This is a genomic window from Caulobacter sp. CCNWLW153 (assembly GCF_036889365.1).
In the GTDB taxonomy this organism is placed as follows: domain Bacteria; phylum Pseudomonadota; class Alphaproteobacteria; order Caulobacterales; family Caulobacteraceae; genus Caulobacter; species Caulobacter radicis.
Genome location: NZ_JBAKFV010000002.1, coordinates 214,033 through 240,266 on the forward strand (window position 1 = coordinate 214,033; position 26,234 = coordinate 240,266).

At 69.7% G+C, this 26,234-nt stretch carries 32 protein-coding genes; 11 read left to right on the forward strand and 21 right to left on the reverse strand.

Annotation, left to right across the window (positions count from 1 at the left end; translation table 11 throughout):
• Positions 1–27: 27 nt before the first annotated feature.
• The 12 genes from V6S85_RS04660 to V6S85_RS04715 form a co-directional block, all read right to left on the reverse strand.
• Entirely contained in the window at positions 28–435 is a 408-nt protein-coding gene (locus V6S85_RS04660) for a Fur family transcriptional regulator (protein ID WP_101720476.1), read from the reverse strand.
• A gap of 47 nt (positions 436–482) precedes the next feature.
• A complete protein-coding gene (locus V6S85_RS04665) occupies positions 483–935 on the reverse strand; it encodes a GNAT family N-acetyltransferase (protein ID WP_334348192.1) in 453 nt (150 codons plus the stop codon).
• A complete protein-coding gene (gene tsaB / locus V6S85_RS04670; protein WP_334348193.1) occupies positions 932–1,576 on the reverse strand; it encodes a tRNA (adenosine(37)-N6)-threonylcarbamoyltransferase complex dimerization subunit type 1 TsaB in 645 nt (214 codons plus the stop codon). Before tsaB ends, V6S85_RS04665 begins: the two co-directional genes overlap by 4 nt.
• A 2-nt stretch (positions 1,577–1,578) precedes the next feature.
• Positions 1,579–2,250, reverse strand: coding sequence for a DUF1131 family protein (locus V6S85_RS04675; protein WP_334348194.1), 672 nt, complete (start codon positions 2,248–2,250; stop codon positions 1,579–1,581).
• Between the two features lie 70 nt (positions 2,251–2,320).
• A complete protein-coding gene (locus tag V6S85_RS04680) occupies positions 2,321–2,908 on the reverse strand; it encodes a malonic semialdehyde reductase (protein ID WP_334348195.1) in 588 nt (195 codons plus the stop codon).
• A gap of 111 nt (positions 2,909–3,019) precedes the next feature.
• Entirely contained in the window at positions 3,020–3,592 is a 573-nt protein-coding gene (locus tag V6S85_RS04685; protein WP_116569557.1) for a NifU family protein, read from the reverse strand.
• Positions 3,593–3,810: 218 nt separating this feature from the next.
• Positions 3,811–4,854 (reverse strand): tryptophan--tRNA ligase, encoded by a 1,044-nt coding sequence (trpS, locus tag V6S85_RS04690; protein WP_334348196.1) that lies wholly within the window; start codon positions 4,852–4,854, stop codon positions 3,811–3,813.
• Positions 4,855–5,027: 173 nt separating this feature from the next.
• Positions 5,028–6,662, reverse strand: a complete 1,635-nt coding sequence (gene murJ, locus V6S85_RS04695) for a murein biosynthesis integral membrane protein MurJ (RefSeq protein WP_334348197.1) — start codon at positions 6,660–6,662, stop codon at positions 5,028–5,030.
• A gap of 223 nt (positions 6,663–6,885) precedes the next feature.
• Positions 6,886–7,935 carry a DNA polymerase III subunit delta gene (holA, locus tag V6S85_RS04700; protein ID WP_334348318.1) on the reverse strand — a complete coding sequence of 350 codons (1,050 nt, stop codon included), beginning with the start codon at positions 7,933–7,935 and terminating at the stop codon, positions 6,886–6,888.
• Positions 7,936–7,945: 10 nt separating this feature from the next.
• Positions 7,946–8,440 carry an LPS assembly lipoprotein LptE gene (lptE, locus tag V6S85_RS04705; protein ID WP_116569383.1) on the reverse strand — a complete coding sequence of 165 codons (495 nt, stop codon included), beginning with the start codon at positions 8,438–8,440 and terminating at the stop codon, positions 7,946–7,948.
• Positions 8,441–8,443: 3 nt separating this feature from the next.
• Complete coding sequence (gene leuS / locus V6S85_RS04710) at positions 8,444–11,035, reverse strand: leucine--tRNA ligase (protein ID WP_334348198.1); 2,592 nt, start codon at positions 11,033–11,035, stop codon at positions 8,444–8,446.
• Positions 11,036–11,271: 236 nt separating this feature from the next.
• Positions 11,272–11,799: a DUF3576 domain-containing protein gene (locus V6S85_RS04715; protein ID WP_116569381.1), complete on the reverse strand. Its 528-nt coding sequence runs from the start codon at positions 11,797–11,799 to the stop codon at positions 11,272–11,274.
• Between the two features lie 252 nt (positions 11,800–12,051).
• On the opposite strand from V6S85_RS04715, the gene V6S85_RS04720 reads away from it, so the two are divergent.
• On the forward strand, positions 12,052–12,474 hold the full coding sequence (locus V6S85_RS04720; RefSeq protein ID WP_243410642.1) for an NtrZ family periplasmic regulatory protein: 423 nt from the start codon (positions 12,052–12,054) through the stop codon (positions 12,472–12,474).
• 184 nt (positions 12,475–12,658) lie between these two features.
• Here V6S85_RS04720 and V6S85_RS04725 read toward each other — a convergent pair whose 3' ends face one another.
• Positions 12,659–13,285 (reverse strand): thiamine phosphate synthase, encoded by a 627-nt coding sequence (locus V6S85_RS04725; RefSeq protein WP_334348199.1) that lies wholly within the window; start codon positions 13,283–13,285, stop codon positions 12,659–12,661.
• Here V6S85_RS04725 and V6S85_RS04730 point away from each other — a divergent pair.
• Entirely contained in the window at positions 13,284–13,928 is a 645-nt protein-coding gene (locus tag V6S85_RS04730) for a YggS family pyridoxal phosphate-dependent enzyme (protein WP_334348200.1), read from the forward strand. The genes V6S85_RS04725 and V6S85_RS04730 overlap by 2 nt on opposite strands.
• A gap of 148 nt (positions 13,929–14,076) precedes the next feature.
• Here the strand turns inward: V6S85_RS04730 and V6S85_RS04735 are convergent, their stop codons facing one another.
• Positions 14,077–14,589 carry a L,D-transpeptidase family protein gene (locus V6S85_RS04735; protein ID WP_334348201.1) on the reverse strand — a complete coding sequence of 171 codons (513 nt, stop codon included), beginning with the start codon at positions 14,587–14,589 and terminating at the stop codon, positions 14,077–14,079.
• Between the two features lie 66 nt (positions 14,590–14,655).
• Here V6S85_RS04735 and V6S85_RS04740 point away from each other — a divergent pair, with 66 nt between their 5' ends.
• A complete protein-coding gene (locus V6S85_RS04740) occupies positions 14,656–15,342 on the forward strand; it encodes a response regulator transcription factor (RefSeq protein WP_058347127.1) in 687 nt (228 codons plus the stop codon).
• Positions 15,343–15,421: 79 nt separating this feature from the next.
• On the opposite strand, the gene secB is transcribed toward V6S85_RS04740, so the two are convergent.
• Positions 15,422–15,916 carry a protein-export chaperone SecB gene (gene secB / locus V6S85_RS04745; RefSeq protein ID WP_101720463.1) on the reverse strand — a complete coding sequence of 165 codons (495 nt, stop codon included), beginning with the start codon at positions 15,914–15,916 and terminating at the stop codon, positions 15,422–15,424.
• A gap of 165 nt (positions 15,917–16,081) precedes the next feature.
• On the opposite strand from secB, the gene timA reads away from it, so the two are divergent.
• The 3 genes from timA to V6S85_RS04760 are packed head-to-tail and all read left to right on the forward strand — an operon-like array spanning position 16,082 to position 18,424.
• Complete coding sequence (gene timA / locus V6S85_RS04750; protein WP_116569376.1) at positions 16,082–16,684, forward strand: TIM44-related membrane protein TimA; 603 nt, start codon at positions 16,082–16,084, stop codon at positions 16,682–16,684.
• Positions 16,684–17,844, forward strand: coding sequence for a murein transglycosylase A (gene mltA / locus V6S85_RS04755; RefSeq protein WP_334348202.1), 1,161 nt, complete (start codon positions 16,684–16,686; stop codon positions 17,842–17,844). The genes timA and mltA overlap by 1 nt, the downstream gene beginning before the upstream one ends.
• 4 nt (positions 17,845–17,848) lie before the next feature.
• On the forward strand, positions 17,849–18,424 hold the full coding sequence (locus V6S85_RS04760; protein WP_116490856.1) for a Smr/MutS family protein: 576 nt from the start codon (positions 17,849–17,851) through the stop codon (positions 18,422–18,424).
• Between the two features lie 78 nt (positions 18,425–18,502).
• Here V6S85_RS04760 and V6S85_RS04765 read toward each other — a convergent pair whose 3' ends face one another.
• From V6S85_RS04765 to V6S85_RS04790, 6 genes are read right to left on the reverse strand one after another with little or no spacing between them, the layout of a single operon-like run.
• Complete coding sequence (locus V6S85_RS04765) at positions 18,503–18,826, reverse strand: phosphoribosyl-ATP diphosphatase (protein ID WP_334348203.1); 324 nt, start codon at positions 18,824–18,826, stop codon at positions 18,503–18,505.
• The gene (gene hisF / locus V6S85_RS04770) at positions 18,823–19,605 is read right to left on the reverse strand and encodes an imidazole glycerol phosphate synthase subunit HisF (RefSeq protein WP_334348204.1); all 783 of its coding nucleotides are present in this window, start codon (positions 19,603–19,605) and stop codon (positions 18,823–18,825) included. Before hisF ends, V6S85_RS04765 begins: the two co-directional genes overlap by 4 nt.
• Entirely contained in the window at positions 19,605–20,339 is a 735-nt protein-coding gene (hisA, locus tag V6S85_RS04775) for a 1-(5-phosphoribosyl)-5-[(5-phosphoribosylamino)methylideneamino]imidazole-4-carboxamide isomerase (protein WP_165799427.1), read from the reverse strand. Before hisA ends, hisF begins: the two co-directional genes overlap by 1 nt.
• The gene (gene hisH, locus V6S85_RS04780) at positions 20,327–20,968 is read right to left on the reverse strand and encodes an imidazole glycerol phosphate synthase subunit HisH (RefSeq protein ID WP_334348205.1); all 642 of its coding nucleotides are present in this window, start codon (positions 20,966–20,968) and stop codon (positions 20,327–20,329) included. The genes hisA and hisH overlap by 13 nt, the downstream gene beginning before the upstream one ends.
• Before the next feature lie 10 nt (positions 20,969–20,978).
• A complete protein-coding gene (gene hisB, locus V6S85_RS04785) occupies positions 20,979–21,569 on the reverse strand; it encodes an imidazoleglycerol-phosphate dehydratase HisB (protein ID WP_334348206.1) in 591 nt (196 codons plus the stop codon).
• A 36-nt stretch (positions 21,570–21,605) separates the two neighbouring features.
• Positions 21,606–22,595, reverse strand: coding sequence for an adenosine kinase (locus tag V6S85_RS04790; RefSeq protein ID WP_334348207.1), 990 nt, complete (start codon positions 22,593–22,595; stop codon positions 21,606–21,608).
• A gap of 121 nt (positions 22,596–22,716) precedes the next feature.
• On the opposite strand from V6S85_RS04790, the gene V6S85_RS04795 reads away from it, so the two are divergent.
• The 5 genes from V6S85_RS04795 (at position 22,717) to V6S85_RS04815 (ending at position 26,230) form a co-directional block, all read left to right on the forward strand.
• On the forward strand, positions 22,717–23,583 hold the full coding sequence (locus V6S85_RS04795) for an ATP-grasp domain-containing protein (protein WP_334348208.1): 867 nt from the start codon (positions 22,717–22,719) through the stop codon (positions 23,581–23,583).
• A gap of 121 nt (positions 23,584–23,704) precedes the next feature.
• On the forward strand, positions 23,705–24,601 hold the full coding sequence (locus tag V6S85_RS04800; RefSeq protein WP_116569368.1) for a hydrogen peroxide-inducible genes activator: 897 nt from the start codon (positions 23,705–23,707) through the stop codon (positions 24,599–24,601).
• Positions 24,602–24,688: 87 nt separating this feature from the next.
• The gene (locus V6S85_RS04805; protein ID WP_116569367.1) at positions 24,689–25,189 is read left to right on the forward strand and encodes a hypothetical protein; all 501 of its coding nucleotides are present in this window, start codon (positions 24,689–24,691) and stop codon (positions 25,187–25,189) included.
• 89 nt (positions 25,190–25,278) lie between these two features.
• On the forward strand, positions 25,279–25,860 hold the full coding sequence (locus V6S85_RS04810) for a PadR family transcriptional regulator (protein ID WP_058347114.1): 582 nt from the start codon (positions 25,279–25,281) through the stop codon (positions 25,858–25,860).
• A 28-nt stretch (positions 25,861–25,888) separates the two neighbouring features.
• Complete coding sequence (locus V6S85_RS04815) at positions 25,889–26,230, forward strand: DUF2218 domain-containing protein (RefSeq protein ID WP_116569366.1); 342 nt, start codon at positions 25,889–25,891, stop codon at positions 26,228–26,230.
• The last annotated feature ends 4 nt before the right edge of the window (positions 26,231–26,234 follow it).

Here is a 26,234-nt window from a genome sequence, read left to right on the forward strand (position 1 = left end):
CGCGCCCTTTTCCTTGATCCTGCTCAATCACTCTTCGATCGGCACGCCGTACAGTTCGAGGCGGTGATCGATCAGCTTGTAGCCGAGCTTCTTGGCGATCGCGTGCTGCAGAGCCTCGATCTCCTCGTCCACGAACTCGACGACCTTGCCGGTCTTCATGTCGATCAGGTGGTCGTGGTGATGGGTCGGGGTCTCTTCGTAGCGCGAGCGGCCGTCACGGAAGTCGTGGCGCTCGATGATGCCGCTCTCCTCGAACAGGCGCACGGTGCGATAGACCGTGGCGATCGAGATGTGCGGGTCGATGGCGTGGGCCCGGCGGTGCAGTTCCTCGACGTCCGGATGGTCGTCGGCCGACGACAGTACGCGCGCGATGACCCGACGCTGGTCGGTCATGCGCATGCCTTTTTCGATGCAGAGCTTTTCAAGGCGGTCCAAGGCGGCGTCTCCGTCGGGGATTCGCGGGCACAATAGGCAATCGGTACCTAAGTGTTAAGCGCCCGCCGCATGACGACGGCGTCCTTGGCGCCGTCTGGATGGGGATAATAGCCCTTCCTGAGACCCACTTGCGAAAAGCCGGTGGCCCCATAGAGGGCGATGGCGGCGACATTGTCGGCCGCCACCTCCAGGAACAGGTCGAAGGCCTTGGCCTCGGTCGCGATCCCGGCCGCCATCTCGACCAGGGCCGCGCCCCAGCCGCGCCGACGCGCGGCCGGATCGACGGCGATGGTCAGGATCTCGGCCTCGCCGGCGATCGCCCGGCACAGGATGAAACCGCGCGGCTCGTCAGGTTCGCCCGAGGAGCCCAGCACGGCGAAGACGCCGGGCGAGTTCAGCAGCGCCTCGAACTCGGTCGGGGCCCAGGGCCGGTCGAAGGCCCTCTCGTGCAGGTCGGCCAGGTCCCAGCACGCTTCCAATCCGACGGGACGCAGGTTCATGGCGTCGGCGCCGTGGCGTAGGGCGCGCGCAGATAGAGCGGCCGGGGCGAATGGGTCGGCGCCGGCCGGGCAGCGGCCAGGCGGGCGATCGCGACGGGGTCGGCGGCGGCCAGGTCCAGGCGGGTCGCTTCGGGCAGCACGCCCTCCAGCAGGACCGCGCCGGAGCCCACCAGGGTCGCCGCGCCGCCGGAATAGAGTTCGGCCAGGCGGGCGGTCGCCGAGCCGATGTCGAGGGCGTCGGGGGCCATCAGCGCTTTGCCGCCATCGAAGACCTGCAGGTAGACCTGGGCCATCTTGGCGTCGAGCACGGCGGCCACGAAGCCGGACGCCCCCGAGGAGGCCGCCAGGGCCTCCAGACTGTTGATCCCGACGCAGGGGATCGAAAGGGCTTCGGCCAGCCCCTTGGCGAAGGACAGGCCCACGCGCAGGCCGGTGAACGAGCCGGGCCCTACCGTGACGGCGATGCGGTCGAGGTCGGAAAAGACGATACCGGCCTCGGCGGCGACCTCCTTGGCCAGGGGCGCGATGCGCTCCTGGTGGCCGCGGGTCATGGGTTCGCTGCGGGCGGCCAGGACGCGGCCGCCCTCGATCACGGCGACCGACGAGGCCGCCAGGCAGGTGTCGACGGAGAGAACGCGCAAGATCAGGCGGCCCCGACCTGGGCGGTCTCGGCCGGACGCCAGACGAACTCGTTGAGCTGGCCCTTGGCCTTCAGCGTCGCCTCGTCGGGCACGCCGCCCTTGGTCCAGCCCGGCACGCCGAAGACGTAGGACACGGTCGGCGCCTCGGGGCGGACACAGATCGTCTGGTTGACGGTGCGGCCCTCGCCGGCCCGGCACTGGTCGCGCGTGAATCCCAGGGCCGCCCACTTGGCCAGCAGGCTCTCGCCCTTGGGACCGCGCACGTCGCCGGCGGCCAGGCGGATCTCGGCGATGCCGCCGTCTGCGCCCTTGCCGATCTCCAGCAGCGGGACGTTATCCTGCTCGACGGTGATGATCGGTCCGGGCGGGCCATCGCCGACGTGGATGAAGGCGGCCTTGACCTGGGCCTTGGGGAACAGGGCCTGGATCGTCGGCTGGTCGAAGGCGGTGGCGGCGGTGATGGGACCGACGCCCGCGGCGGCCACCTGCAGCGGGCCGCCGACATAGGGCGTGATCTTGATCACGGCCGAGCCATCGGCCGGCCTCGCCGCCTCCGGGGCGGCCGGCGCGGTCGCGTCGGGCTTGCCCGAGGACGTGGCAGGGGTCTTTTCGGCGGGGCCGCAGGCGGCCAGCAGGGCCAGCGGCGCGGCGAGGAGCGCGAGACGGAGGGTCATGCCGTGGTTCTAGCGCGCCCTCCCCTCGCCGTCATCGCCCGGCATGCCAGGCGATGACGATGGGACCCGATCAGAGGATCTGGGCGGCTTCCTCGAAGTCCAGGCGCGGGTTGCGCGGGAACAGGCCCTCGTCGGAGCCGTAGCCGATCGAGGCGATGAAGTTGCTCTTGATGTTGGTTCCGGCAAAGAACGCAGCGTCGACGCCGGCGTTGTCGAAGCCCGACATCGGGCCGACATCCAGGCCCAGGGCCCGGGCAGCCAGGATGAAGTAGCCGCCCTGCAACGAGCTGTTGCGCAGCGCGCCCCACTCCTTGGCGACCGGGTCGCTGAACCAGGTCTTGGCGCCCGGAGCGTGCGGGAACAGCTTGTCGAGGGTTTCGGGGAAATCGAGGTCGTAGCCGACGATGACGGTGACCGGGGCGGCCAGGATCTTCGGGCCGTTGGAGCCCGACGACAGCGCGGCAAGCTTTTCCTTGGCTTCCGGGCTGGTGACGAAGACGAAGCGGGCCGGGCTGGCGTTGGCGGCGGTCGGGCCGAACTTCACCAGGTCGTAGAGCTCGCGCAGCACCGCTTCCGGCACGGGGTCGGATTTCCAGCCGTTGCGCGTGCGCGCCTCGGTGAACAGCTGGGCGAGAGCGGCGGTGTCGAGCTTGGACATCAGCGATCCTTATAGGAAACCATAATCGCAACTTATGTAGTTACAGTATGGGGATCCCAGCGGATCGCGCAAGGCGCCCGGGGCCGAAAACCCGCCCCGGGACCGGGAAGATCAGAGCGTCTGCTCGACCCGGGTCACTTCCGGCACATAGTGCTTGAGCATGTTCTCGACGCCCGACTTCAGCGTGGCCGAAGACGAGGGACAGCCCGAGCAGGCGCCGCGCATGTGCAGCCAGACGACGCCGGTGGCCGGCTCGAAGCGGCTGAAGACGATGTCGCCGCCGTCCTGGGCCACGGCCGGACGGATGCGGGTGTCGAGCAGTTCCTTGATCTCGGAGACGATCTGGGCGGTCTCGTCGTCGTAGACGCCGTCCTCGTCGTGGCCGCCGGCGGCTTCCTCGCTCAGCAGCAGCGGGCGGCCGCTGGTGAAGTGGTCCATGATCGCCGCCAGGATCGGCGCCTTCAGGTGCGGCCACTGGGCGTCCTCGCCCTTGGTCACCGTCAGGAAGTCCGGACCGAAGAACACCCGCGTCACGTCGCCGAGGCGGAACAGGGCGTCGGCCAGCGGCGAGGCCTCGCCTTCCTCGGGAGTGCGGAACTCCCGCGCGCCGTCCACCAGGACCTCGCGGCCGGGGAGGAACTTCAGCACGTCGGGATTGGGCGTGGTTTCGGTCTGGATGAACATGCCGGACATGTGGCCCTTGCGAGGGCGGAGGGCAAGGCCCTGAAGAACCTCTCCCGGAGGGAGAGGGAGGGGCCCGCCGCGCAGCGGTGGGAGGGTGAGGGGTTTCGCCCTCACCAATTGCCCCAAGATCGTGCCGGCACGCCGGCCGACGCCTCAACCCCTCATCCTCCCACGCCTGAGGGGCGGGCCCCTCCTTCTCCCTATGGGAGAAGGGTTTTCTAGGCGCCCCAGAAGCCGACGAGCTTCTTGGTCTCGGCCACGACCGGTTCGGCCACGGCGCGGGCGCGCTCGGCGCCGTCCTTGAGGATGGCGTCGATCTGGGCCGGGTCGCCGGTCAGTTCGCGCATGCGCGCGCCAATCGGGCTCATGACCTCGACCGCCAGCTCGGCCAGGGCCGGCTTGAACGTGCCGAAGCCCTTGCCGCCGAAGTCCTCGATAACCTTGGCGCGGGTGGTGCTCGACAGGGCCGCGTAGATGTCCACGAGGTTGCGGGCTTCCGGACGCTCGGCCAGGCCTTCGACGGTCTCGGGCAGCGGCTCGGGATCGGTCTTGGCCTTGCGGATCTTGGCGGCGATGGCGTCGGCGTCGTCCATCAGGTTGATGCGCGAGGCGTCCGACGGGTCGGACTTGCTCATCTTGGCCGTGCCGTCGCGCAGGCTCATGACGCGGGTGGCCGGCCCCTCGATCACCGGCTCGGTGACCGGGAAGAAGGCCGGCTGGCCGCCCGGGGCGCCGAAGTCGTTGTTGAACTTCTGGGCGATGTCGCGGGTCAGTTCCAGGTGCTGCTTCTGGTCCTCGCCCACCGGCACGTGGGTGGCCTTGTAGAGCAGGATGTCGGCCGCCTGCAGCACCGGGTAGGTGTAGAGGCCCACCGAGCTGCGCTCCTTGTGCTTGCCGCTCTTTTCCTTGAACTGGGTCATGCGGTCGAGCCAGCCCAGGCGCGCCACGCAGTTGAAGATCCAGGCGAGTTCCGCGTGGGCCGGCACGGCCGACTGCGGGAAGATCGTCGCCTTCTTGGGGTCCAGGCCCGCGGCGATGTAGGCGCAGGCGATCTCGCGGGTCTGCTGGGCCAGCACCGCCGGGTCCTGCCAGACGGTGATGGCGTGCATGTCGGCGACGAAGATGAAGGGCTCTTCGTCCTGGATGTCGACGAAGCGCTTCAGAGCGCCGAGGTAGTTGCCCAGGTGCAGGGCCCCGGAGGCCTGGATCCCGGACAGGATGCGCTTGGGACCCGCGTACGGAACGGGAGCTTGGTCGGTCATGGCTTCAGCCTTGGATGTCGGAAACGGTCGGGATGGCGGCGCGCACCAGGGCGCGGGCCGCGTCCGGGGACGCGGCGATCGGGTTCAGCGGAAGCTGCGCCATCGCGGCGCGGGGGAACCGATCGGAGCCATGGGCATGCTCGTTACCGTCCCCGCGCGCGCCGGACAAGGCTCTAGGTTGCTTTGCCGCGCCGCAGGGCGGCCTTCAGCTCACTGGGCTTGACGCCGCCGAACAGGAACAGCAGCGGGAAATAGAGCCCGCCGCCGACCAGCACGGTCAGGACCAGGGCCACTTCCTTGGCGCCGATGACGCGGCCGCGCAGGCCCAGCGCCTCCAGCGGCGCCTCGATCAGCGGCCGCCAGTGCGAGGCGGCGGCCAGGACCAGGCCCATGCCGACGCTGGCCAGCAGGATGCGGGTCACCCGCGACCAGGTCTGGCCCGACGGGCCGTAGTGGCCCTTGCGCCAGAGGGTGAAGGCCATCTGGCCAACATTGAGCCACGAGGCGATGGCGGTCGCCGCGGCGATGCCCTTCACGCCCACCAGGTTGAACAGCACGATGCCGAAGGCGATGTTCACCGCCACCGAGATCAGGGCGAACCGCATCGGCGTCTTGGTGTCGCCCCGCGCGAAGAAGGCCCGCGAATAGAGCTGCTGCAACACGAAGGCCGGGGTGCCCAGGCCGTAGAAGAACAGCGCCGCCGCCGTCTGGCTGGCGTCGAAGGCGGTGAACTCGCCGCGGGTGTAGAGGCCGTCCGACAGGAAGCCGGGCATGGCCACCAGGGCCGCGGCGGCCGGCAGGGTGAACGCCAGGGCCAGAGCAATGGCCTGGTCCATGGCGCTCTGGGCGTCGTCGCCGTCGCCGGTGTTCACGGCGCGCGCCAGGCGCGGCAGCAGGGCCACGCCGATGGCCACGCCCACCAGGCCCAGCGGCAGCTGGTAGAGGCGGTCGGCGGTGGCCAGCCAGGTGCGGCCGCCAGGGACATGGCTGGCCAGGGCGCCGGAAATGAAGATGTTGACCTGGGTGGCGCTGGCCGCCAGCGCGCCGGGAATGGCCTTGCCGATCAGGGCCTTCACCTCGGGCGTCAGGCGCGGCAGCCGCCAGTGGACCTTGGCGCCGGACTTGTTGACGCCCCAGACCAGCAGGCCCGCCTGGGCGACGCCGGCGACGATCACGCCGACCGAGCCCCAGGTGGCGGCCGAGACGGCGTCGGCCTGCGGCAGGATGAAGATCAGGGTGGCAATGTTCAGCAGCACCGGCGCGCCGGCCGACAGGATGAACTTGTCGCGGGCGTTCAGCACGCCCGACAGGTGCGCGACGATGGCCATGCACGGCAGGTAGGGCATGGTGATCTGGGTCAGCAGCACGGCCAGCTTGTACTTGGCCGGATCGGCGGCGAAGCCGGGGCTGATCAGCATCATCAGCCAGGGCATGGCCAGCTGGCAGATCACGGTGATGATGATGGTCGCCGCCGCCAGGGTGGCCATGGCGTCGGCGGCCATGACGTCGGCCTTGTCCTCGCCGTCCTCCTGCAGCGACTTGGCGTAGGCCGGCACGAAGGCGGCCGCGAAGGCGCCCTCGGCGAAGAAGCGGCGGAAGAGGTTGGGGAAGGCCAGCGCCGTGTTGAAGGCGTCGGCGGCCGGCGTCGCGCTGGCCCCCATGCGGTAGGAGATCGCCAGGTCCCGCACGAAGCCCATCAGCCGGCTGACCAGGGTCAGGCCGGAATAGATCATCGACGACTTGAGCAGGCCTCCGCCCTTCTTGGCGGGCGGGGCGGACGTCGGTTCGGGCGCGGCGGTGTCGGTCACGTCCGGCTTCTGGGCGCTGCGCGTGAGGGCGTCAAGCGGGCGCGCGCGGCCTGCACCGAGGTTTGACGGAAAGTGCATTGTCGGCAGTAGGCCCTTCTCCCCTTGCGGGAGAAGGTGGCGGCCGAAGGCCGACGGATGAGGGGTCGCGCGGACGGTTCTGAGAGACCCCTCACCCGACCTGCTTCGCAGGCCACCCTCTCCCGCGAGGGGAGAGGGGCGCGTTTCACAGCCCCAGCCGCCGCGCCCGCCCGGCGATCTGCAGGGCCAGGCGTTCGGCGATCAGCTGGTCGGGAGAACCCGAGGTCTTGCAGGCCTTGTCGGCGGCCAGGATGTCCTGCTGCACGGTCAACAGGTGCTCCAGCGTCCAGGCGCGAGCCTGGCGCAGGAACTCGCGCTCGGTCTTCCAGAACACGCCCGAGGCCTTGGCGGCGGCGCCCAGGTCGACGCCGTTCTTGTGCAGGGTCAGGGTGCGGCGCAGGCGGCCCAGATAGTAGCCCATGGCCCGGACGGCGGCGGGGCCGCCCTCGCCCTCCTGGGCCGCGCGGCGCAGGCCGGCGTGGGCCGCGCCGATCTTGCCGCCAAAGGCGTCGGCGGCCGCGTCGCTGAGCGAGGCTTCGGGCTCGACGCCGAGAAAGTCGGTCAGGTCGGCGGGCGTGGCGACCACGCCGCTGCCCGGGCCGAGGTACAGCGCCAGGCGCTCGATCTCGGCGCGGGCCACGCCGCGCTCCTTGGGCAGGCGGTTGACGAACAGGTCCAGCGCCTCGCCGTTCAGGCTGACCCCGTCGCGCGAAAGGGCGTCGCGGGTCAGGCGCGCCATGTCGCCGACCTCGTCCTCGTAGCAGGGGATGACGTAGCAGCCGCCGGCCTTCTCGGCCGTCTTGCGCAGGGTGGAGTCGCGGCCCAGGGCCCCGGCCTCGACCAGGAAGAAGGCTTCAGGATTGAGCCGTCCCTCGACGTGGGCGGTCAGGGCCTCGGCGGCCTGCTTGTCGGGACCGGCCTTCTCGCCCATCAGACGCAGGCGCACCAGGCGCTTGCCGCCCATCATCGACAGGGCGGCCAGTTCGTCTTCCAGGCGTCCGGGGTGGCTGTCGAGGTCGCCCTCGGTCAGCAGGGCGGTGTCGAAGGGATCGTCCGGCCGCTCGACCACCTTGTGGGCGAGCTGGGTGGCGCGGTCACGCACCACGCCGCGGTCCTTGCCGTAGATGACGACGGCGCGGATGTCGGGGGTCGGATCCTTCAGGAACCGCTCGACATCCTGCCGCTTGGAAAGAATGGCCACGAGGTCAGGCGGGCGCCTTGCCGGCCAGCCACGCGGCCAGTTCCAGCTGGATCTTGCGAGCCACCTCGGCGGCGGCGCGCTCCTGGCCGTCCTGCTGGGCGGCGATGGCGGCGTAGGGCTGGTCGGCGGAGTCGTAGGTGACCACCGCCGTCGTCGTTCCCTTGCGCACGTCCGAGCCCGTCGTGGTGTCGGTGAGCTTCCACTCGACCTTCATGTTGAGCTCGTAGCGGTTGGCCACGTTGTCGACGCGCACGCCGCGGGCATAGCGCTTTTCCTCGACCTTGTAGGTCAGGCGGTGCGAGGCCAGCACGTTGGGGTTCCGCGCCAGAGCGTCCTCCAGCTGCTCGCGCAGCATGTAGCCGGCGCGGCCTTCGGCCGCCACAACCTCGATCGCGCCCAGCCCGCCGGTGACGCCCTGCTGGCCGTACAGGGGCGTGAAGCCGCAGGCCGACAGGGCCAGGGTCGAAAGCAGGGCGGCGGCCGCCAGGAGACGCTTCATGGATCAGTTCGCCACGATGTTGACGATGCGGTCTTTGACCACGATCACCTTGCGGACCGTGACGCCTTCAAGGTGGGCCATGACGGCCGGATCCGCCAGAGCGATTTTCTGCACCTCGTCGTCCGGGGCGCCGGCCTTGACCTTGATCTCGCCGCGGCGCTTGCCGTTGATCTGGATCGGCAGCACGCGCTCGTCGTCGGCGGCCAGGGCCGGATCGGCCTTGGGCCACGGCGCGTCGACCACCATGCCTTCGCGACCCAGGCGCACCCAGGCCTCCTCGGCCAGGTGAGGCGTGAACGGCGCCACCAGGCGGGCCAGGATATCCAGCGCCTCGACGCGGGCGGCCAGCACGCCCTGGCTCGCACCTTCGGCCGGAGCGGCCTTCAGGGCGTTCAGGAACTCGTACAGGCGCGCCACGCCGCTGTTGAAGCGGAAGCCCTCGATGCTGTCGGTGACGAAACCGATCAGCTTGTGGGCCGCCTTGCGCAGGGCCAGGGCCGCCTCGTCGGCGTCGTCGTGGGCGAAGTCGCCGGCCGGCTGGCTGTCGAACTCGTTCCACAGGCGGTGGGTGAAGCGCCAGGAGCCTTCGACACCGGCGTTGCTCCACTGCACGTCGCGCTCGGGCGGGCTGTCGCTCATCACGAACAGGCGCGCGGAGTCGACGCCGTAGGCCTCGAAGATGTCCTCGGGAGCGACGACGTTCTTCTTGGACTTCGACATCTTCTCGATGTCGCCGATGACGATCCGCGCGCCGGTCTCGGCATGCTTGGCGGTACGGACATTGCCCTCGGCGGTGATCACCACGTTGGAGGGCTCGACCCAATCGCCGGCCTCGTCCTTGTAGGCCTCGTGGGTGACCATGCCCTGCGTGAACAGCCCCGCGAACGGTTCGTCCACCGACAGCAGGCCCTCGTCCTTCAGCGCCTTGGTGATGAAGCGGGCGTACAGCAGGTGCAGCACCGCGTGCTCGACGCCGCCGATATACTGGTCGACCGGCATCCAGTGGTCGGCGCAGGTCTTGTCGATCGGCTCGGCGGCGGTCGGGTCGGTGAAGCGGGCGAAGTACCAGCTGCTGTCCACGAAGGTGTCCAGCGTGTCGGTCTCGCGCTCGGCCGGGGCGCCGCACGACGGACAGGCGACGTGCTTCCAGGTCGGGTGCCGCACCAGCGGATTGCCCGGCTTGTTCGGGTCGAAGGTGACGTCCTCGGGCAGGGTCACCGGCAGCTGGTCTTCCGGCACGGCCACGGGGCCGCAGGCCTCGCAATGGATGACCGGGATCGGGCAGCCCCAGTAGCGCTGGCGCGAGACGCCCCAGTCGCGCAGGCGATAGACGGTCGCGCCCTGGCCCTGGCCGGCGGCCTCGATGCGCGACACGGCCTCGGTCTTGGCGGCCTCGACCTCCATCCCGTCCAGGAACTCGGAATTGAAGATCTTGCCGGGGCCGACATAGGCCTCCTTGCCGACCGTGAACTCGGCCGCATCCGCGCCCGGCGGCAGCACGACCGGCAGCACCGGCAGGTCGTACTTGCGGGCGAAGTCCAGGTCGCGCTGGTCGTGGGCCGGGCAGGCGAAGATCGCACCGGCGCCGTAGTCCATCAGGATGAAGTTGGCGATCCACACCGGCAGGGTGATCGACGGGTCCAGCGGGTGCTTCACCCGCAGGCCGGTGTCGCGGCCCAGCTTCTCGGCGCCCTCGATATCGGCCTCCGAGGTGCCGCCCTTGCGGCACTCGGCGATGAACGCCTGCAGGTCGGGGTTCTCGACAGCCAGTTGCTCGGCCAGCGGATGCTCGGGGGCGATGCCCACGAAGCTGGCGCCGAACAGGGTGTCGGGACGGGTAGTGTAGACTTCCAGGCCCTCGGCCAGGCCGTCCGGCGCTTCGCCCTCAAACTGGAACTTGAAGCGCAGGCCCGTGGACCGGCCGATCCAGTTCTCCTGCATGATGCGGACCTTCTCGGGCCAGCGATCCAGGGTCTTCAGGCCGTCGATCAGGGCGTCGGCGTAGTCGGTGATGCGCAGGAACCATTGGGTCAGCTTGCGCTTCTCGACCGTCGCGCCCGAGCGCCAGCCCTTGCCGTCGATGACCTGCTCGTTGGCCAGCACGGTCATGTCGACCGGGTCCCAGTTGACCGAGGCTTCCTTGCGATAGACCAGGCCGCGCTTCAGCAGGCGCAGGAACCAGGCCTGCTGCTTGCCGTAGTACTCCGGGTCGCAGGTGGCGAACTCGCGCGACCAATCGACCGACAGGCCCAGGGCCTTCAGTTGTTCGCGCATGGCGGCGATGTTGTCGTAGGTCCAGCCCTTGGGGTGGACGCCGCGCTCCATGGCCGCGTTCTCGGCGGGCATGCCAAAAGCGTCCCAGCCCATCGGGTGCAGCACGTTGAAGCCCTGGGCGCGCTTGTAGCGGGCCACGACGTCGCCCATGGCGTAGTTGCGCACATGGCCCATGTGGATGCGCCCCGACGGATAGGGGAACATCTCGAGCACGTAGTACTTCGGACGCGCGTCGGGGGCGATCGGCGTCAGGAAGGTGTTGGCGTTCGCCCAGGCGGCGCGCCACTTCGGCTCGGTGTCTTTGGGATTGTAGCGGGCCATGGAAACCAGAGTGTGCTTGCGGACAGGGCGCGAGAGCGCGCTAGGGTTAAGTGTAGGCGGTTAACCCGCCCGGGCGCGCTCCAATGTTTGATTCCAGAGCCTGCTGCGCAGGCTCTGGGGCGCGTTCCGCAATGCTCATAAGCGGTTTCGCGGCCGGGGCGCGCCTAAATATGCGAACGGGAGCCCCTTGTCGCCAGACGAGGGGCTCCCGCGCGGATCCTTCGGGACTGGAGCCCTTAGTTCCGGATGTTCGAGAGGCGAAGCTGACGCGCGCGGGTCAGGATGGCGTTCTCGATGTCGGTCGCCGTCTGGTCCGAGGCGGCCGTGTCGACCCAGGCGCCCGAGGCGTCCTTGGCCTGCTTGAAGATCGTGACGTTCAGGCCGTCGGCGCGCAGGCGGGTGTCCAGGATGTAGACGGTGGCCTTGAAGCGCTCGTCCGGCTTTTCCGGATTGATGTACCAGTCGGTGACGATCACGCCGCCGTACGGGTCGGCCGAGGCCAGCGGCATGAAGGCCAGCGTGTCCAGCGACGCGCGCCACAGGAAGCCGTTGACGCCGATCGAGCCTTCGCTCGCGGCGGCCTTGGGGCTCTTCTTGAACAGGCCGAAGGGCTGGAAACCGGGCTCTTCGCTCTGGCTGGTGAAGGTCTTGGGCGGCTTGTTGCTGCTGCATGCGGCCACGCCGAGAACCGACAGCGCCAGCACGCCGGCGGCGACGCCGCGCAACATGGACCCACGCTCAAACGCCATAGTACCTCGCTCCAAAAATCTGCCGGCGCGTGCGCGCAGCCCAGGCGCGCCCCCGCAGCCGGAACGCGTCTATAGCATGGCCGCGCTGCGTCAAAACAGGAATCGCGTGACATGACCGCCACAGGCGCCGCTTGAATCGTAACCTGCGACGATCAGCGTGATCCAAGCCCTGTTGACCGCGTTGTACCAAGGCCTTTATTCGGCTTTCAGGGTGTCCGTACCTATATAGGGTTCGGGCAGGGGTTATTTTTGGGGAATGGGTGTCGAGTGACGAAGGTCGCGACGCAATTCGTCTTGGCGGGCGCCGCCGCGCTGATCCTCACGGGATCGGCTTCGCTGGCTCATGCCCAGACCAAGACCCGCACCGCGCCGGCCACCGCCGACTTCACGGTGAAGAACGACTTCACCGGGGCGCAAGGCGCGCCGTTCAGCCCGCAGAACCCCAAGAAGACCCTCGAATTCGACGCCCGCAAGGGCAAGTGGGGCCTCAAGCTCGACCTCGACCAGCCCGTGGGCCGCGAGATGGAGCTGAAGGACGTCCAGGCCGGGGCCTACTACAAGGTCACCCCGTCGATCCGCGTCGGCGGCGCCGTGGCCCTGGGCGAGAACAACCCCGTGGCCGCCGCCCGCAAGAACGAAACCCGCGAGCCCGCGCCGCGCGTGAAGCTGGAAACGGCCTTCAAGTTCTGATCCGAGCCTCCGGCTCGATCCTGGAAATCCTTATCTCCTGTCATTCCCGCCCTTGTGGCGGGATCCCTTCTGTCGGCCGTAAGGGCGGATGAGGCGGATCGCCAGCGACCGGCTTTCGCTTCACGTGCGAGCTGAACCAGGGCTTCCCGCCACAAGGGCGGGAATGACGCGATGAAGAGGCGGCCTAGCCGCCAAATCCCTCGATCCCCGCCAGGCCGTAGACGCCCGCGCCAACCAGCGCGTCGGCGGTTTTCGCATTGACGCCGCCCAGGGCGTAGACCGGCAGAGTCGCCCCCGCCGTGATCTCGACAAGGCCCTCGACGCCCAGCGGCGCGGCGGCCGAGGGGCTGTTGCTGGGAAATACCGGCGAGACCACAACCGCCTCGACGCCGGCCAGTTGCGCCGCCTGGACAGCCAGGACGTCATGCGCCGCCGCGGTGATCCGCCATGACGGATGGGCCCTGCGAATGTCGGCCGCGTTGTCCGCCAAGCGCTGGGGCAGGTGGACGCCCCCCGCACTGATCGCCTGCGCCAGCGCCGGATCGGCGCCGGCCAGCAGCAGCAGACCCCGGCGACGGGCGATCACCGACAGCCGAAGACCGCGCTCGATGGCGTCCGGTGCAACAAAGGGCCGGTAGACGATCCCGGCGCCCGCCGGCAGGCGCTCGGCGACGGCCTCGGGATCGGGTACCCGCGCCGGATCGGTGAAAAACAGCAGGCGTGGCAGGGGATCCCCCGGCCACGCCCATGGGCGAAGCCGCGCGGCCGTTCTAGAGAGGGTCTCCAGACTATCCGTTTCCTGGTCCGCCATGTCCGAAGCCCTGAACGCCATCCGATCCCGCATCGCCGCCGCCACGCTCGCGGCCGGCCGGCCCGCCGACGCCGTCCAGCTGGTGGCGGTGTCGAAGCTGCAGCCCTGGGACCATATCGCCCCTGTGCTCGACGGGGGCCAGCGGGTTTTCGGCGAGAACCGCGTGCAGGAGGCCAAGGAGCGCTGGACGCCGCTGCGCGACCGGATCGAGCTGCGCCTGATCGGCCCCTTGCAGACCAACAAGGTCCGCGACGCCGTGGCCTTCTTCGACGTCATCGAGACCCTGGATCGCGAGAAGCTTGCCCGGGTGCTGGCCGACGAGGTCCAGGCGCAGGGGAGGGCCCCGCGGCTCCATGTCCAGGTCAATACCGGGCGGGAGCCGCAGAAGGCCGGCGTGACGCCCGACGAGGCCGACGCCTTCATCGCCGCCTGCCGGGGCGCCTACGGGCTGACGGTCGAGGGCCTGATGTGCATCCCGCCCGCCGACGAGGATCCCTCGCCGCATTTCCGGATGCTGGCCGATATCGCCGCCCGCAACGGACTGGACAGGCTCTCCATGGGCATGAGCGACGACTTCGAGACGGCCATCGCCTGCGGTGCCACCTCGGTGCGGGTGGGCTCGGCGCTGTTCGGGGCGCGGTGATCCCAAGATCCTCCCCCCTCTGGGGGAGGTGGCCCAGAGGGCCGGAGGGGGGCCGTTTTCAGCTGCCGCGATGCCGGCCGGTCATCTCTCGCTTCCCCCTCAGTCGCTCCGCGACAGCTCCCCCTTCAGGGGGAGCGCCTCAAAGGTCTCACCCCTCCGCGATCCCGATCGCATCCCCCGGCGCGGCCTTCGCCAGCAGCGCCTCGATATCCGCCCGCGCCAGGGCCACGCAGCCCTCGGTGCCGGGATATCCGTCCCGCGCCAGGTGCAGGAAGATCGCCGAGCCCAGGCCGGGAACCGGCGGATCGTCGTTGTGGGCCAGGATCCCCACCAGGTCGTAGACTCCGTCGTCGCGCCACATGCGCTCGGCGCTGGCTGGATAGGGCAGCTTGACCGGGCGGTTGTAGTTCGGGTCGCCGGGCGCGTCGCACCAGCCGTCGTCGGGGGCGATCGGCGCGGTCGGAAGGGCCGTCGCCGGACCGTCCGGATAGACGTCGGGGCGGTAGAGCACCTGGCGGATAGTCCAGGTTCCCAAGGGGCTCCGATTGTCGCCCTCACGCTTGTCGGCGGCGGCGATCACCCCGGCCTTGCCCAGGGCGCAGCGTACGACGCGGCCGTCGCCAAGGTCGATGGTTCCATCTGAATGCGCCCGGAAGATCATCGCAAACCCCGCTCCCGCAAGCCGCGCCCCTTGGCGCCGGGCCTCGTAGCGGTCATGTTCCGCCTCATGGCGCAACGCAAGACCCTGCTTCTCATCGACGACGACGACGACCTGCGCGGCGCCCTGGCCGAACAGCTCGCCCTGCACGAGGAATTCGCCGTGGCCGAGTGCCCGACCGCCGGCGAAGGCGTGCGGCAGGCCCGCGAGATCAAGCCGGACCTGATCCTGCTCGACGTCGACCTGCCCGACATGGACGGCCGCGAGGCCTGCCGGCTGATGCGCAAGAACGGCGTCACCGCGCCGGTGATCATGCTCACCGCCGCCGCCAGCGACAGCGACACCATCCTGGGCCTGGAATCCGGCGCCAACGACTACGTCACCAAGCCCTTCCGCTTCGGCGTGCTCCTGGCCCGCATCCGCGCCCAGCTGCGCAGCTACGAGGCCTCGGAAGACGCGCTGTTCCGCATCGGTCCGTACGAGTTCCGCCCCTCGGCCAAGCTCCTCGTCGACGACAAGCAGAAGAAGGTGCGGCTGACCGAGAAGGAAACCAACATCCTGAAGTACCTCTACCGCGCGGGCTCCAAGCCGGTGTCGCGGGAAGAGCTGCTGACCGAGGTCTGGGGCTACAACGCCGGCGTCACCACCCATACGCTGGAGACCCACGTCTATCGCCTGCGCCAGAAGATCGAGCCCGATCCGGCCACGGCGCGGATCCTGATCACCGAGGCGGGCGGCTACCGGCTTCAGCCTTAGCCCCCGAGGCGACCCAAAAAGAAAGGCCCGGAGCATCGCTGCTCCGGGCCTTCTTCGTTTTCGGGCGGATCAGCCTGGATCAGGCGTTGCCGACCTGGCCGGCTTCGGCCTGGGCCTTGCGCGCGGCGTAGACGCCGCCGAAGTCAATCGGGTCGATCAGGAAGGGCGGGAAGCCGCCTTCGCTGGTGACGTCGGCGATCAGGCGACGGGCGAACGGGAACAGGAAGCGCGGGCACTCGATCAGCAGGACCTGCTCGAGGGCTTCTTCCGGCACGCCGGCGATCTGGAACAGGCCGCCGTAGACGACTTCGACGTGGAACACCGCCTGGCCGTCGCGCTCGGCGCGGGCCGACAGCTTCAGGTCGACTTCGAACAGGCCGTCGGCGCGACCGCGCGCGTTCATCTCGACGCCCATGTCGATGGCCGGCTGGGTGGCCGAGGCGCGGAGCGAGTCCGGCGCGAGCGGGTTTTCGAACGAGAGATCGCGAACGAACTGGGCGACGATGCGGATGCCGGCGGCGGCCGCTTCGTTGTCGTCCTGGGCGGCGGGCGGAGCGCCGTTGGTATCGGTCATGAAGGGTTTTTCCATACTCGGCGCGGCATATCGGCCGTTAGGCGTGAGCGGCGCTGCTAACATGCGGGAGAACGCCGTGCAACGTCAGGCGCCTGACGCGGGCGGTCGCTTGGCCTATATAGGAAGGCTGTCGTCTCAATCGACGGCCCCGATGCGGAACTTGTCGTGCTTGAACTGATCGTCTTCGCGGTGCTCGCCGCCGTCGTCCTCTACCAACTCTACGCCACGCTCGGTCGCCGAGTGGGGCGTCAGCCCGAGGACACGCCCGCTCCAGTGGCCGCTCCGGCCGCCACCCGCCCGGCCGACAGCGCCGAGACGGCGATCCCTGTCAACGCCACGGGCCTGGCCGCCCTGCGCGCGCGCCAGCCCGATTTCGACCCCGCTCGCTTCCTGTCGGGCGCCCGTTACGCCTACGAGATGATCCTCAAGGCCTTCGCCGCCGGTGATCGCGAGACGCTGAAGCCGCTGCTGGCCGCCGACGTGATGGCCAATTTCGAAGGCGCCATGGCCGCCCGCGAGGCCGAGGGCCGCACCGAGAGCGTCGAACTCCTGGCCCAGCCGCGCACGGACCTCGATAGCGCCGAGGTGCAGGGCGACACCGCCCGCGCCGTGGTGCGGATCCTCGCCGAGGTGCGCACCCGCTCGACCAGCGCCGCCGGCGAGGCGGTCGACGACCGCCGCACGGCCGACCTGTGGACCTTCGAGCGCGACCTCAAGAGCCGCGACCCCAACTGGACCCTGGTGCGCGTCGCGGTCGCCGAAGCCTGATGCTGCGTTCCGTCCTGACGCTCGCGTCGGCCGCCCTGGTGCTGGCCGCCTGTACGACGACCGCGCCGCCGCCTCCGGTCGCCCCGACGCCCCAGGTCCCGACTCCGACCACGCCGCAGCCTTCGCAACCGACCCAGCCCGCGACGCCGTCGCCCGCCGCCTTCTCGGCACTGCTGGGCTGGAACGAAGAGGACCACGCCGCGGCCCTGCAGGCCTTCCGCGAAACCTGCGGCGTCGCCAAGGATCCGGCCACCGTCGAGGTCTGCCGCAAGGCCAAGGCCGCCGGCCCGGTCGACGACGCCCGCGCCCGCCAGTTCCTGGAAGCCAATTTCCGTCCCGAGGCCGTCTCCGGCCAGGGCCTGCTGACCGCCTATTTCGCCCCGGAGTACGAGGCGCGGATGTCGCGCTCGGCCGAGTTCAGCGCCCCCATGCGCGGCCGGCCGGCCGACCTGGCCATGCTCGACCTGGGCGCCTTCGACCCGACCCTGAAGGGCAAGACCGTGGTCGGCCGCGCCGCCGGCGGGACCTTCGTGCCCTATGACGACCGCGCCGCCATCGAGGCCTCGCCGCTGGACCGGCCGCTGGCCTGGATGCGGCCCGAGGACCTCTTCTTCCTGCAGATCCAGGGCTCGGGCGTCCTGACCCTGCCAGACGGCCGCCGCGTGCGCGCCGCCTTCGCCGCCCATAACGGCAAGACCTTCGTCGGCATCGCCACGGCCATGCGCGACCAGGGCCTGCTGGCCGACGGCAACACCTCGGGAGAGGCGATCCGCGGCTGGCTGGCGGCCAATCGCGGCCCCAAGGCTGACGCGATCATGCAGCTGAACCCGCGCTACGTGTTCTTCCAGACCCTGCCCGACGACGGCCGCCAGGCCACCGGTGCGGCCAACGTGCCGCTGCCGGCCGGCCGCGCCATCGCCGTCGACCCCAGCCAGCACGCCATGGGCGGCCTCTACTGGATCGACGCCAGCGCTCCCAAGCTGGCCGGCGCCTTCCCGACCTATCGCCGCGCCGTCGTGGCGCTCGACACCGGCGGGGCGATCAAGGGTCAGGTGCGCGCCGACCTCTATATCGGCACCGGCCAGGCGGCCGGGACCGAGGCCGGCCGCGTGCGCCACGACCTGCGCCTGTGGCGGCTGGTCCCCCAGGTTCAGCAATAGTCCGATGAGCAAGCGGCGGCCGCCGGACGACGAGGGCCAGCGCCTGTGGCGGCTGGTGGCCTCCACGGTGACGGGCCGGGCGCCCGAGAAGGCGCTGAAGATGCGCGACAAGGCCCGGATCCGGCCCGGCAAGGCCGAGCTCATGGCCCATGCCGCCGACGTCGAGCCGCCCACGCACCTGGCCTCGGTGGCGCCCCTGCGCATCGATCCCGCCGACATCCCGGCCCTGAAGCCCAAGCCCGCGCCCAAGCCGCCGCCCGAGGGCATCGAGCCCAACCGCCGCCGCCGCATCGCCAAGGCCCACGACCCGATCGGGGCGCGGCTCGACATGCACGGCCTCGACCAGGACCAGGCCCGCGCCACGCTGGAGCGGTTCATCCGCCGCGCCTTCGACGATGGTCATCGGGCGGTGCTGGTGATCACCGGCAAGGGGAAGGTGGGCCATGGCGTGCTGCGCCAGCGCACGCCCGAATGGCTGGCCGATCCGGCCCTGCGCGAGATGATCGCCGGGGTTTCGCAGGCGGATCAGCGGCACGGCGGCGAGGGGGCGCTCTACGTGGCGCTGAAGCGCAAGGGGTAGGAAGCGAGCCTGGTCCGCCCCATAATTCCCGTCATTCCCGCCACAGGGCGGGAATGACGGAATGTTGGGAAATCCCGGTCAGCCGCCCCGAGACGCCTTCTCGGCGTGACCCGAGGTTCCCTCACGGGCTTCCAGCTTCTCGGCCACCGCGTCGAGCGAAACGCCCGAGGCGGCCATCAGGGCGAGCCAGTGATAGAGCAGGTCGGCGCTTTCGGCGGCCAAAGCGTCGGGGCCCTGCGAAACGGCGGCGATGACCGTCTCGACGGCTTCCTCGCCGAGCTTCTTGGCGGCCAGGGCCGGATCGTTGAGCAGCTTGGCGGTGTAGGACGCCGCCGGGTCGCCGCCCTTGCGGCTCTCGACCGTGGCGGCCAGGCGCTGCAGGACCCCGAACAGGCGGCTCATGCGACGGCCTTCACGGGATCCAGGCGCACCGGCACCCCGGCGGCGGCCATGGCGGCCTTGGCCTCGCCGATCGAGATCTCGCCGAAGTGGAAGATCGAGGCGGCCAGCACGGCGGCGGCGTGGCCGTCGCGGGCGGCTTCGACCAGGTGTTCGGTCTTGCCCGCGCCGCCCGAGGCGATCACCGGCACATTGACCGCGCCCGTCACCGCCTGGAGGAGGGGGATGTCGTAGCCGATCTTGGCGCCGTCGCGGTCCATCGAGGTCAGCAGGATCTCGCCCGCGCCGCGCTCGACCACCTTGGCGGCCCAGTCGACCACGTCCAGACCGGTGTCCTTGCGGCCGCCATAGGTCCAGACGTTCCAGCCCGAACCGTCGGGGCGGGCCTTGGCGTCGATGGCCACGACCACGCACTGGGCGCCGAAGGCGTCGGCGCCGGCGGCGATCAGGTCGGGATTCTCGACGGCGGCGGTGTTGGTCGAGACCTTGTCGGCGCCGGCCAGCAGCAGGCGGCGCATGTCGGACACCTGGCGCACGCCGCCGCCCACCGAGACGGGCATGAAGCAGACCTCGGCGGTGCGCGAGATCACGTCCAGGATCAGGCCGCGGCCTTCGCTGGAAGCGGTGATGTCGAGGAACATCAGCTCGTCGGCGCCGGCCGCGTCATAGGCGGCGGCCTGTTCGACCGGATCACCGGCGTCGCGCAGGTCGACGAAGTTGACGCCCTTGACGACCCGGCCGTCCTTGACGTCGAGGCAAGGGATGATCCGGGTCTTCAGCATCAGGCTGCCGCCGCGACCAGCGCTTCGGCCGGCTTGATCGTGCCGGCGTAGAGCGAGCGACCCAGGATCGCGCCGGCGATCTCGACGCCCTTGCGGGCCTTCAGGCGTTCGATGTCGGCCACGGCGGCGACGCCGCCCGAGGCGATGACGGGGATCGAGACCGCGTCGGCCAGTTCGCCCACACCCTCGACATTGACGCCGGTCAGGGCGCCGTCGCGGCTGATGTCGGTGACGATCAGGGCGGCCACGCCCACATCCTCGAAGCGCTTGCCCAGGCTGATGGCGTCGATGTCCGACAGGCCCGTCCAGCCGTCGATGGCGACCTTGCCGTCACGCACGTCGACGGCGACGGCGATCTGCTCGGGCCACAGGCGGGCGGCCTTGCGGACCAGGTCCGGGTCGTGGACGGCCACGGTGCCGAGAATGACGCGCGACACGCCGGCCTCGATCCAGGCCTCGATGCCTTCGAGCGTGCGGATGCCGCCGCCCAGCTGCACCGGGATCGAGATCGACTCCAGGATCGACTGCACGGCGGCGGTGTTGACCGACTTGCCCTCGATGGCGCCGTTCAGGTCAACGACGTGCAGCCACGAGAAGCCGTCCTTGACGAACCGCTGGGCCTGGTCGGCCGGGCTGTTGTTGAAGACCGTGGCCTTGTCCATGTCGCCGTGCAGCAGGCGCACGCACTGGCCGTCCTTCAGGTCGATGGCGGGATAGAGGATCATGGGCGCCATTCCAGGAAGTTGGCGAGCAGGGTGAGCCCCGCGGCTTGTGATTTTTCAGGGTGGAATTGTACGCCCGCGACATTCCCCTTGGCCACCGCCGCGACGAACGGGCCGCCGTGGTCGCTGGTCGCCACGACATCGGCCGGGTCGGCCGCGTCGAGCGCGAAGGAATTGGCGTAGTACATGTGGGCGCCGTCCTCGATGCCCGTAAACAGGGCGTGAGCGCGCGAAAAGGCGATCGCGTTCCAGCCCATGTGCGGGATGGTCAGCGAGGGATCGGACGGCTGAAGCTTCTTCACCTGGCCGCCGATCCAGTCGAGGCCCGGCGTGACGCCGAACTCGAGGCCTTCGGTGGCCAGCAGCTGATGGCCGACGCAGATGCCCATGAACGGCGCGCCGCGCTGGTGTACGGCCTCGTTCATGGCCTCGTACACGCCCGAGGCGTCGAGGCCCGCGCGGCACGAGGCGAAGGCGCCGACGCCGGGCAGGAACAGCCGGTCGGCCTTGGCCACGATGGCGGGATCGGCGGTGACGACGATGTCGGCGGCGACGCCGCGACGGCGGGCGGCCTCGTTGAGGGCCTTTTCCGCCGATCGCAGGTTGCCCGACCCGTAGTCGATCAGGGCGAGGGTCTGCATGGTATGAGCCTTACAGCACGCCCTTGGTCGACGGCGCGAGGCCGCCGGTCTTCGGATCGAACTCCACCGCCTGACGCAGGGCGCGGGCCAGGGCCTTGAAGCCGCTCTCCGCCACGTGGTGGGTGTTGTCGCCGTAGAGCGTTTCCAGATGCACGCAGGCGCCGCAGTTCATGGCGAAGGCGTGGTGGAACTCCTTGAAGAGCTCGGTGTCCATCTCGCCGACCTTGGGGCGCTTGAAATCGACCTTCCAGATCAGATACGGGCGATTGGACAGGTCGATGGCGCAGCGCGTCAGGGTCTCGTCCATCGGGATGTAGGCGTGGCCAAAGCGCCGGATGCCCTTGAAGCCATCCAGCGCCTTGTTGATCGCCTGACCCAGCACGATGCCGGTGTCTTCCACCGTGTGGTGCATGTCGATGTGCAGGTCGCCCTTGGTCTCGATCTTCAGGTCGAAGCCGCCGTGGCGCGCGAAGCTCTCCAACATGTGGTCGTAGAAACCAATGCCGGTGGAGATCGTCGAGGCGCCGGTCCCGTCGAGATCGATCCAGACCCGGATCTGGGTCTCTTTCGTCTCGCGGACCACTTCAGCGGTGCGGGCCATGCTTCGTCCTTGAAGGTCCGATCGGGACCTTGGGGTTTAGAGTCCGTTCTGGGCGGCCAGTTCGCGCAGCTTGACCTGCGGACGCGGACCGTAGTGGGCGATGACCTCGGCGGCGGCCAGCGAGCCCAGCTTGCCGCAGTCGGCCAGCGAGCGCCCCTGGGAGAGGCCGTAGAGGAAACCTGCGGCGTATTGGTCGCCCGCGCCCGTCGTGTCCACGACTTTTTCCACGGGGAAGGCCGAGATTTCGTGGAAGTGCTCGCCGGAGGCGACCACCGAACCCTTTTCGCTCCGAGTGACGGCGGCGATCTCGACCCGCTTGGCCAGTTCCTTCACGGCCGCGTCGAAGTCGTCGGTCTGGAACAGGGCGCAAACTTCCGAAGCGTTGGCGAAGACGACGTCGCACTGGGTCTCGACGAAGCCCAACAGGGCCTCGCGGTGACGATCGACCACGAAGCTGTCGCTCAGGGTGATGGCGATCTTGCGCCCGGAGCCGTGGCTGAGGGCGGCGGCCTTGGCGAAGGCGCGGCGGGCTTCCAGCGGGTCGAACAGGTAGCCTTCGAGATAGGCGTACTGCGCGCCCTCGATGATGGCCTGGTCGACGTCGGCGGCGGTCAGCTCGACGCAGGCGCCCAGATAGGTCGACATAGTGCGCTGGGCGTCGGGAGTGACGTTGATCAGGCACTGGGCCGTGGCCGGACCTTCGGTCAGCGGCGGGGTGGTGAAGACGCCGCCGATGGCGCGCATGTCGTGGGTGAACACCCGGCCCAACTGGTCGTCGGCGACCTTGCCGATGAAGGCGGCCTTGCCGCCGAAGCTGGCCACGCCCGCCAGGGTGTTGGCGGCGCTGCCGCCCGAGGCCTCGATGCCGGCGGCCATGGCGTCATACAGGCTGGCGGCGCGCGCCGTGTCGATCAGCGCCATCGAGCCCTTCACCAGCCCTTGGGCGTCCAGGAAAGCGTCGTCGCACTGGGCGATCACGTCGACGATGGCGTTGCCGATGGCGGCGACGTCGTAGAGGGCGGTCATGTCTGCTCTGGTTCCGGGAAGATTGACCGACCGCAAGTAAAGGAAGGGGAGGGCCCTGGCAACGTAGGGCTTGGGCAAGGCGGGCCTTGCCGCCGGGCCTGCGGCGTTCTACCGCGAAGGGATGAGCACGCACCGGCCCGACGTCCTGATCCTGGTTCCCGCCGCCGACGAACCGCGCTTCGCCCAGAGCTGGCCGCCGCTGTTCGAACGCCTGGCCGCGCCGCTGCGGGCCCTGGGCCTGACCGTGGCCTCGCGGCCATGGACCGATCCGGTCGAGGCCGGCGAGCAGGGGATCGTCCTGCCGCTGCTGTCGTGGGGCTATCACCACCGCGAGCCGGAATGGTACGCGCGGCTCGACGCCCTGGAGGCGACCGGCGTGCGCACCGCCAACCCGCCGGGCCTGCTGCGCTGGAACACCGCCAAGACCTATCTCTCCGAACTGGCCGCCAAGGGCGCGCCGGTCGTGCCGACGATCACGCTGGACAAGGTCACGCCCGAGGCCGTGGCCGAGGCGCGAGAGCGTTTCCAGGTCGACCTGGTGGTGGCCAAGCCCCAGGTCTCGGGCGGCTCGCACCGCACGGTGAAGCTGGGTCGCGACCCCGATCTCTCCGACGCTCCCACCGGTCCGGCGCTGATCCAGCCGTTCCTGCCGGCGGTGGGCGAGGAGGGCGAGCTGTCGCTGTTCTTCTTCGACGGCGCCTTCAGCCACGCGGTGACCAAGGTGGCCGTGCCCGGCGACTTCCGGGTGCAGCCGCAATATGGCGGCAAGGTCTCGGAGATCGCGCCCGAGCCCGAGGCGCTGCACGCCGCCCACATGGTCCTGGATGCGCTGGGCCAACCGTTGACCTACGCCCGCATCGACCTGATCCGGGGCCTCGACCACACCCCGCAGCTGATGGAGCTGGAGATCATCGAGCCGGATCTCTTCCTCCAGCACGCCCACGATCACGGGGCGGCGTTCGCGGCGGCGGTGAAGGCGGCGCTTTAAGGCGACCAACCCAGCCTCGTAATCCCGGCGGAAGCCTCGGCTACTTGAGGCATGACGGGCCGCCCCTGAGATCTGCTCGATTGCTTTTGGATATTCGATAGAGGCGGCCTATATCGGATCCATGCTCCCGACCCTTCGCCAGATGCAGTACCTGAAGCTCCTGTCCGAGCATGGCTCGTTCAGCCGGGCGGCCGAGGCCTGCTACGTCACCCAACCCACGCTGTCGGCGGGCATCCAGGAACTGGAGAAGATCCTCGGCGCCCCGGTGGTCGACCGCGCGCGCTCGGGCGTGATCCTGACCGCCGCCGGCCAGGAGGCCGTGCGCCGGGCGACCTCGATCCTGGCCCAGACCGAAGACCTGGTGCAGGCCGCGCGCGGCGCAGGCCAGCCGCTGGCCGGGCGCTTCCGACTGGGGGTGATCCCGACCGTGGCGCCGTACCTCCTGCCGCGCGCCCTGCCCATGCTGCGAGACCAGTTCCCCAAGCTGCGCCTGTTCCTGCGCGAGGACCTGACCCAGCGGCTGATCGCCTCGCTGAAGGCCGGCTCGCTGGACGCGGCCCTGATCGCCTTGCCCTACGACATGACCGGCCTGGACTGGGCCCATGTGGAGCACGACGAACTGCTGGCCGCCGCGCCCGCCAACCATCCGATGGCCATGCAGGACCGGGTCGATCCGGCCAGCCTGGAGGGCCAGGACGTCATCCTGCTGGAGGATGGCCACTGCCTGCGCGACCACGCCCTGGCCGCCTGCGGCCTGGAGCCGCCCAAGGGCGTGGGCGACGAGGAGAGCTTCGCGGCGACCTCGCTGCCCACCCTGGTGCAGATGATCGGCTCGGGCCTGGGCGTGTCGTTCCTGCCGGCCATGGCCGTGCAGGCGGGTCTGGCCGAGAACGCGCCGGTGACGGTGCGGCCGCTGGCCACCGCCCAGTCCAGCCGCGAGATCGTCGTGGCCTGGCGGGCCGGCTCCAGCCGCGCCGCCGAGGGCCGTTTGCTGGCCGAGACCCTGCGCGCCGCCTGAGCGCCTTTCTTCAATACCGACGTTCCACGAATTTGCGACCAATCCCCCTTCGGCGCGTTGAGGGCCGGGGATTGGGAGAGCGATGCGATGAACGCGGCGAAGATGGCGGCCCTGCTGGGCCTGGCGGCGATGGCGAGCGGCTGCGTAAGCCTTTCGCGCAGCGCCGCGGTCGAGGACCTGCCCAAGGACTGGAAGGCCCAGAGCCGTGTCGCCGAAGTGCGGCTGACGCGCGGCGAGCTGAAGGTCACCGACGGCTTCGACACCCTGTTCAAGCAGCGGGTGCAGGCCAAGCTCGACGGTTGCGCCAAGGGCCAGCGGCCGCTGCGGCTGGAAGTGAAGCTCGAACGCTTCGACAAGGCCAATCCGGCCATGACCGCCCTGGTCGGCGGCGCCAACGTGCTGCGCAGCCAGGCCAGGCTGATCGACGTGCGCACCGGCAGGGTGGTCGGCGACTACGCCATCGGCAAGACCATCGTCGGCTCGCGCCTGGCGGTCATCAAGATGGGCGAGGCCGAGGAACAGCTCAGCGACGCCTTCGGCGAGGAACTGTGCGCCCAGGCCTTTCCGACGGCCGTCGCGACCCGATAGCATCAGATATATCTAAATAGCTCTTGACGCCGATCGGTTTCGATATATCTATCATTTCGATATAACGAAACTGCATCGAAAGAGCACATATGTTTGGACGTCATCATCACCACCACGGCCGCCACGGCGGTCATCACAGCCGCCATCCGTTCGGCTTCGACGGCCGCGAGCATGGCGGCATGGGCGGACGGGGCTTCGGCCGCGGCGGCCCGCGCGGCCGCTTCTTCGACCACGGCGACCTGCGCCTGGTCGTGCTGAAGCTGATCGCCGACAAGCCCAGCCACGGCTACGAACTGATCAAGGCGGTCGAGACCGCGGCCGGCGGCGCCTACAGCCCCAGCCCGGGCGTGATCTACCCGACCCTGACCCTGCTGGAAGAGCTCGGCTATGTGGCCGCGACCGACGCCGGCGGCGGCAAGAAGCTCTACACGATCACCGACGAGGGCCAGGCCTTCCTGGAAACCAACGCCCAGCCGGTGAACGGCCTGTTCGAGCGCATGGCCGAGGCCGCCTCGCGCAGCGCCGCCTTCGCGCCGCAGATCCTGCGGGCCCGCGAGAACCTCAAGACGGCCCTGCGGTTGAAACTGCACGCCGGAAGCCTAAGCTCCGAGCAGATCGCCGCCATCGCCAAGGCTTTGGACGACGCCGCAACGCAGATCGAAGCTGTCTGAACCGGGCCGGAACAGAGGAGCACATCGCATGCAGAGCCACGCCCGCCTCGTCACCGACAAGGCCGCCCGCTACATGACCCAGCTGGCAAAGCATTGGGGCCACAAGTTCGAGGTCGAGTTGACCGAGACCACGGCCTTCTTCCCGCTGCCGCTGGGCCCGTGCCGGATGACCGCCGACGCCGAAGGCCTGGACATGACTGTCGAGGCCGAGGACTTCGAAGCCCTGGCCAAGCTGGAACAGGTGGTCGCCGACCACATCCTGCGCTTCGCCTTCCGCGAGAACGTCGAGAAGCTGAACTGGACCCGCGCCCGCGAGGCCGGCCACATCGACCCGCCCAAGGCGCGGGGCGGACTGGGGTTGGGGGTCTAGCGCC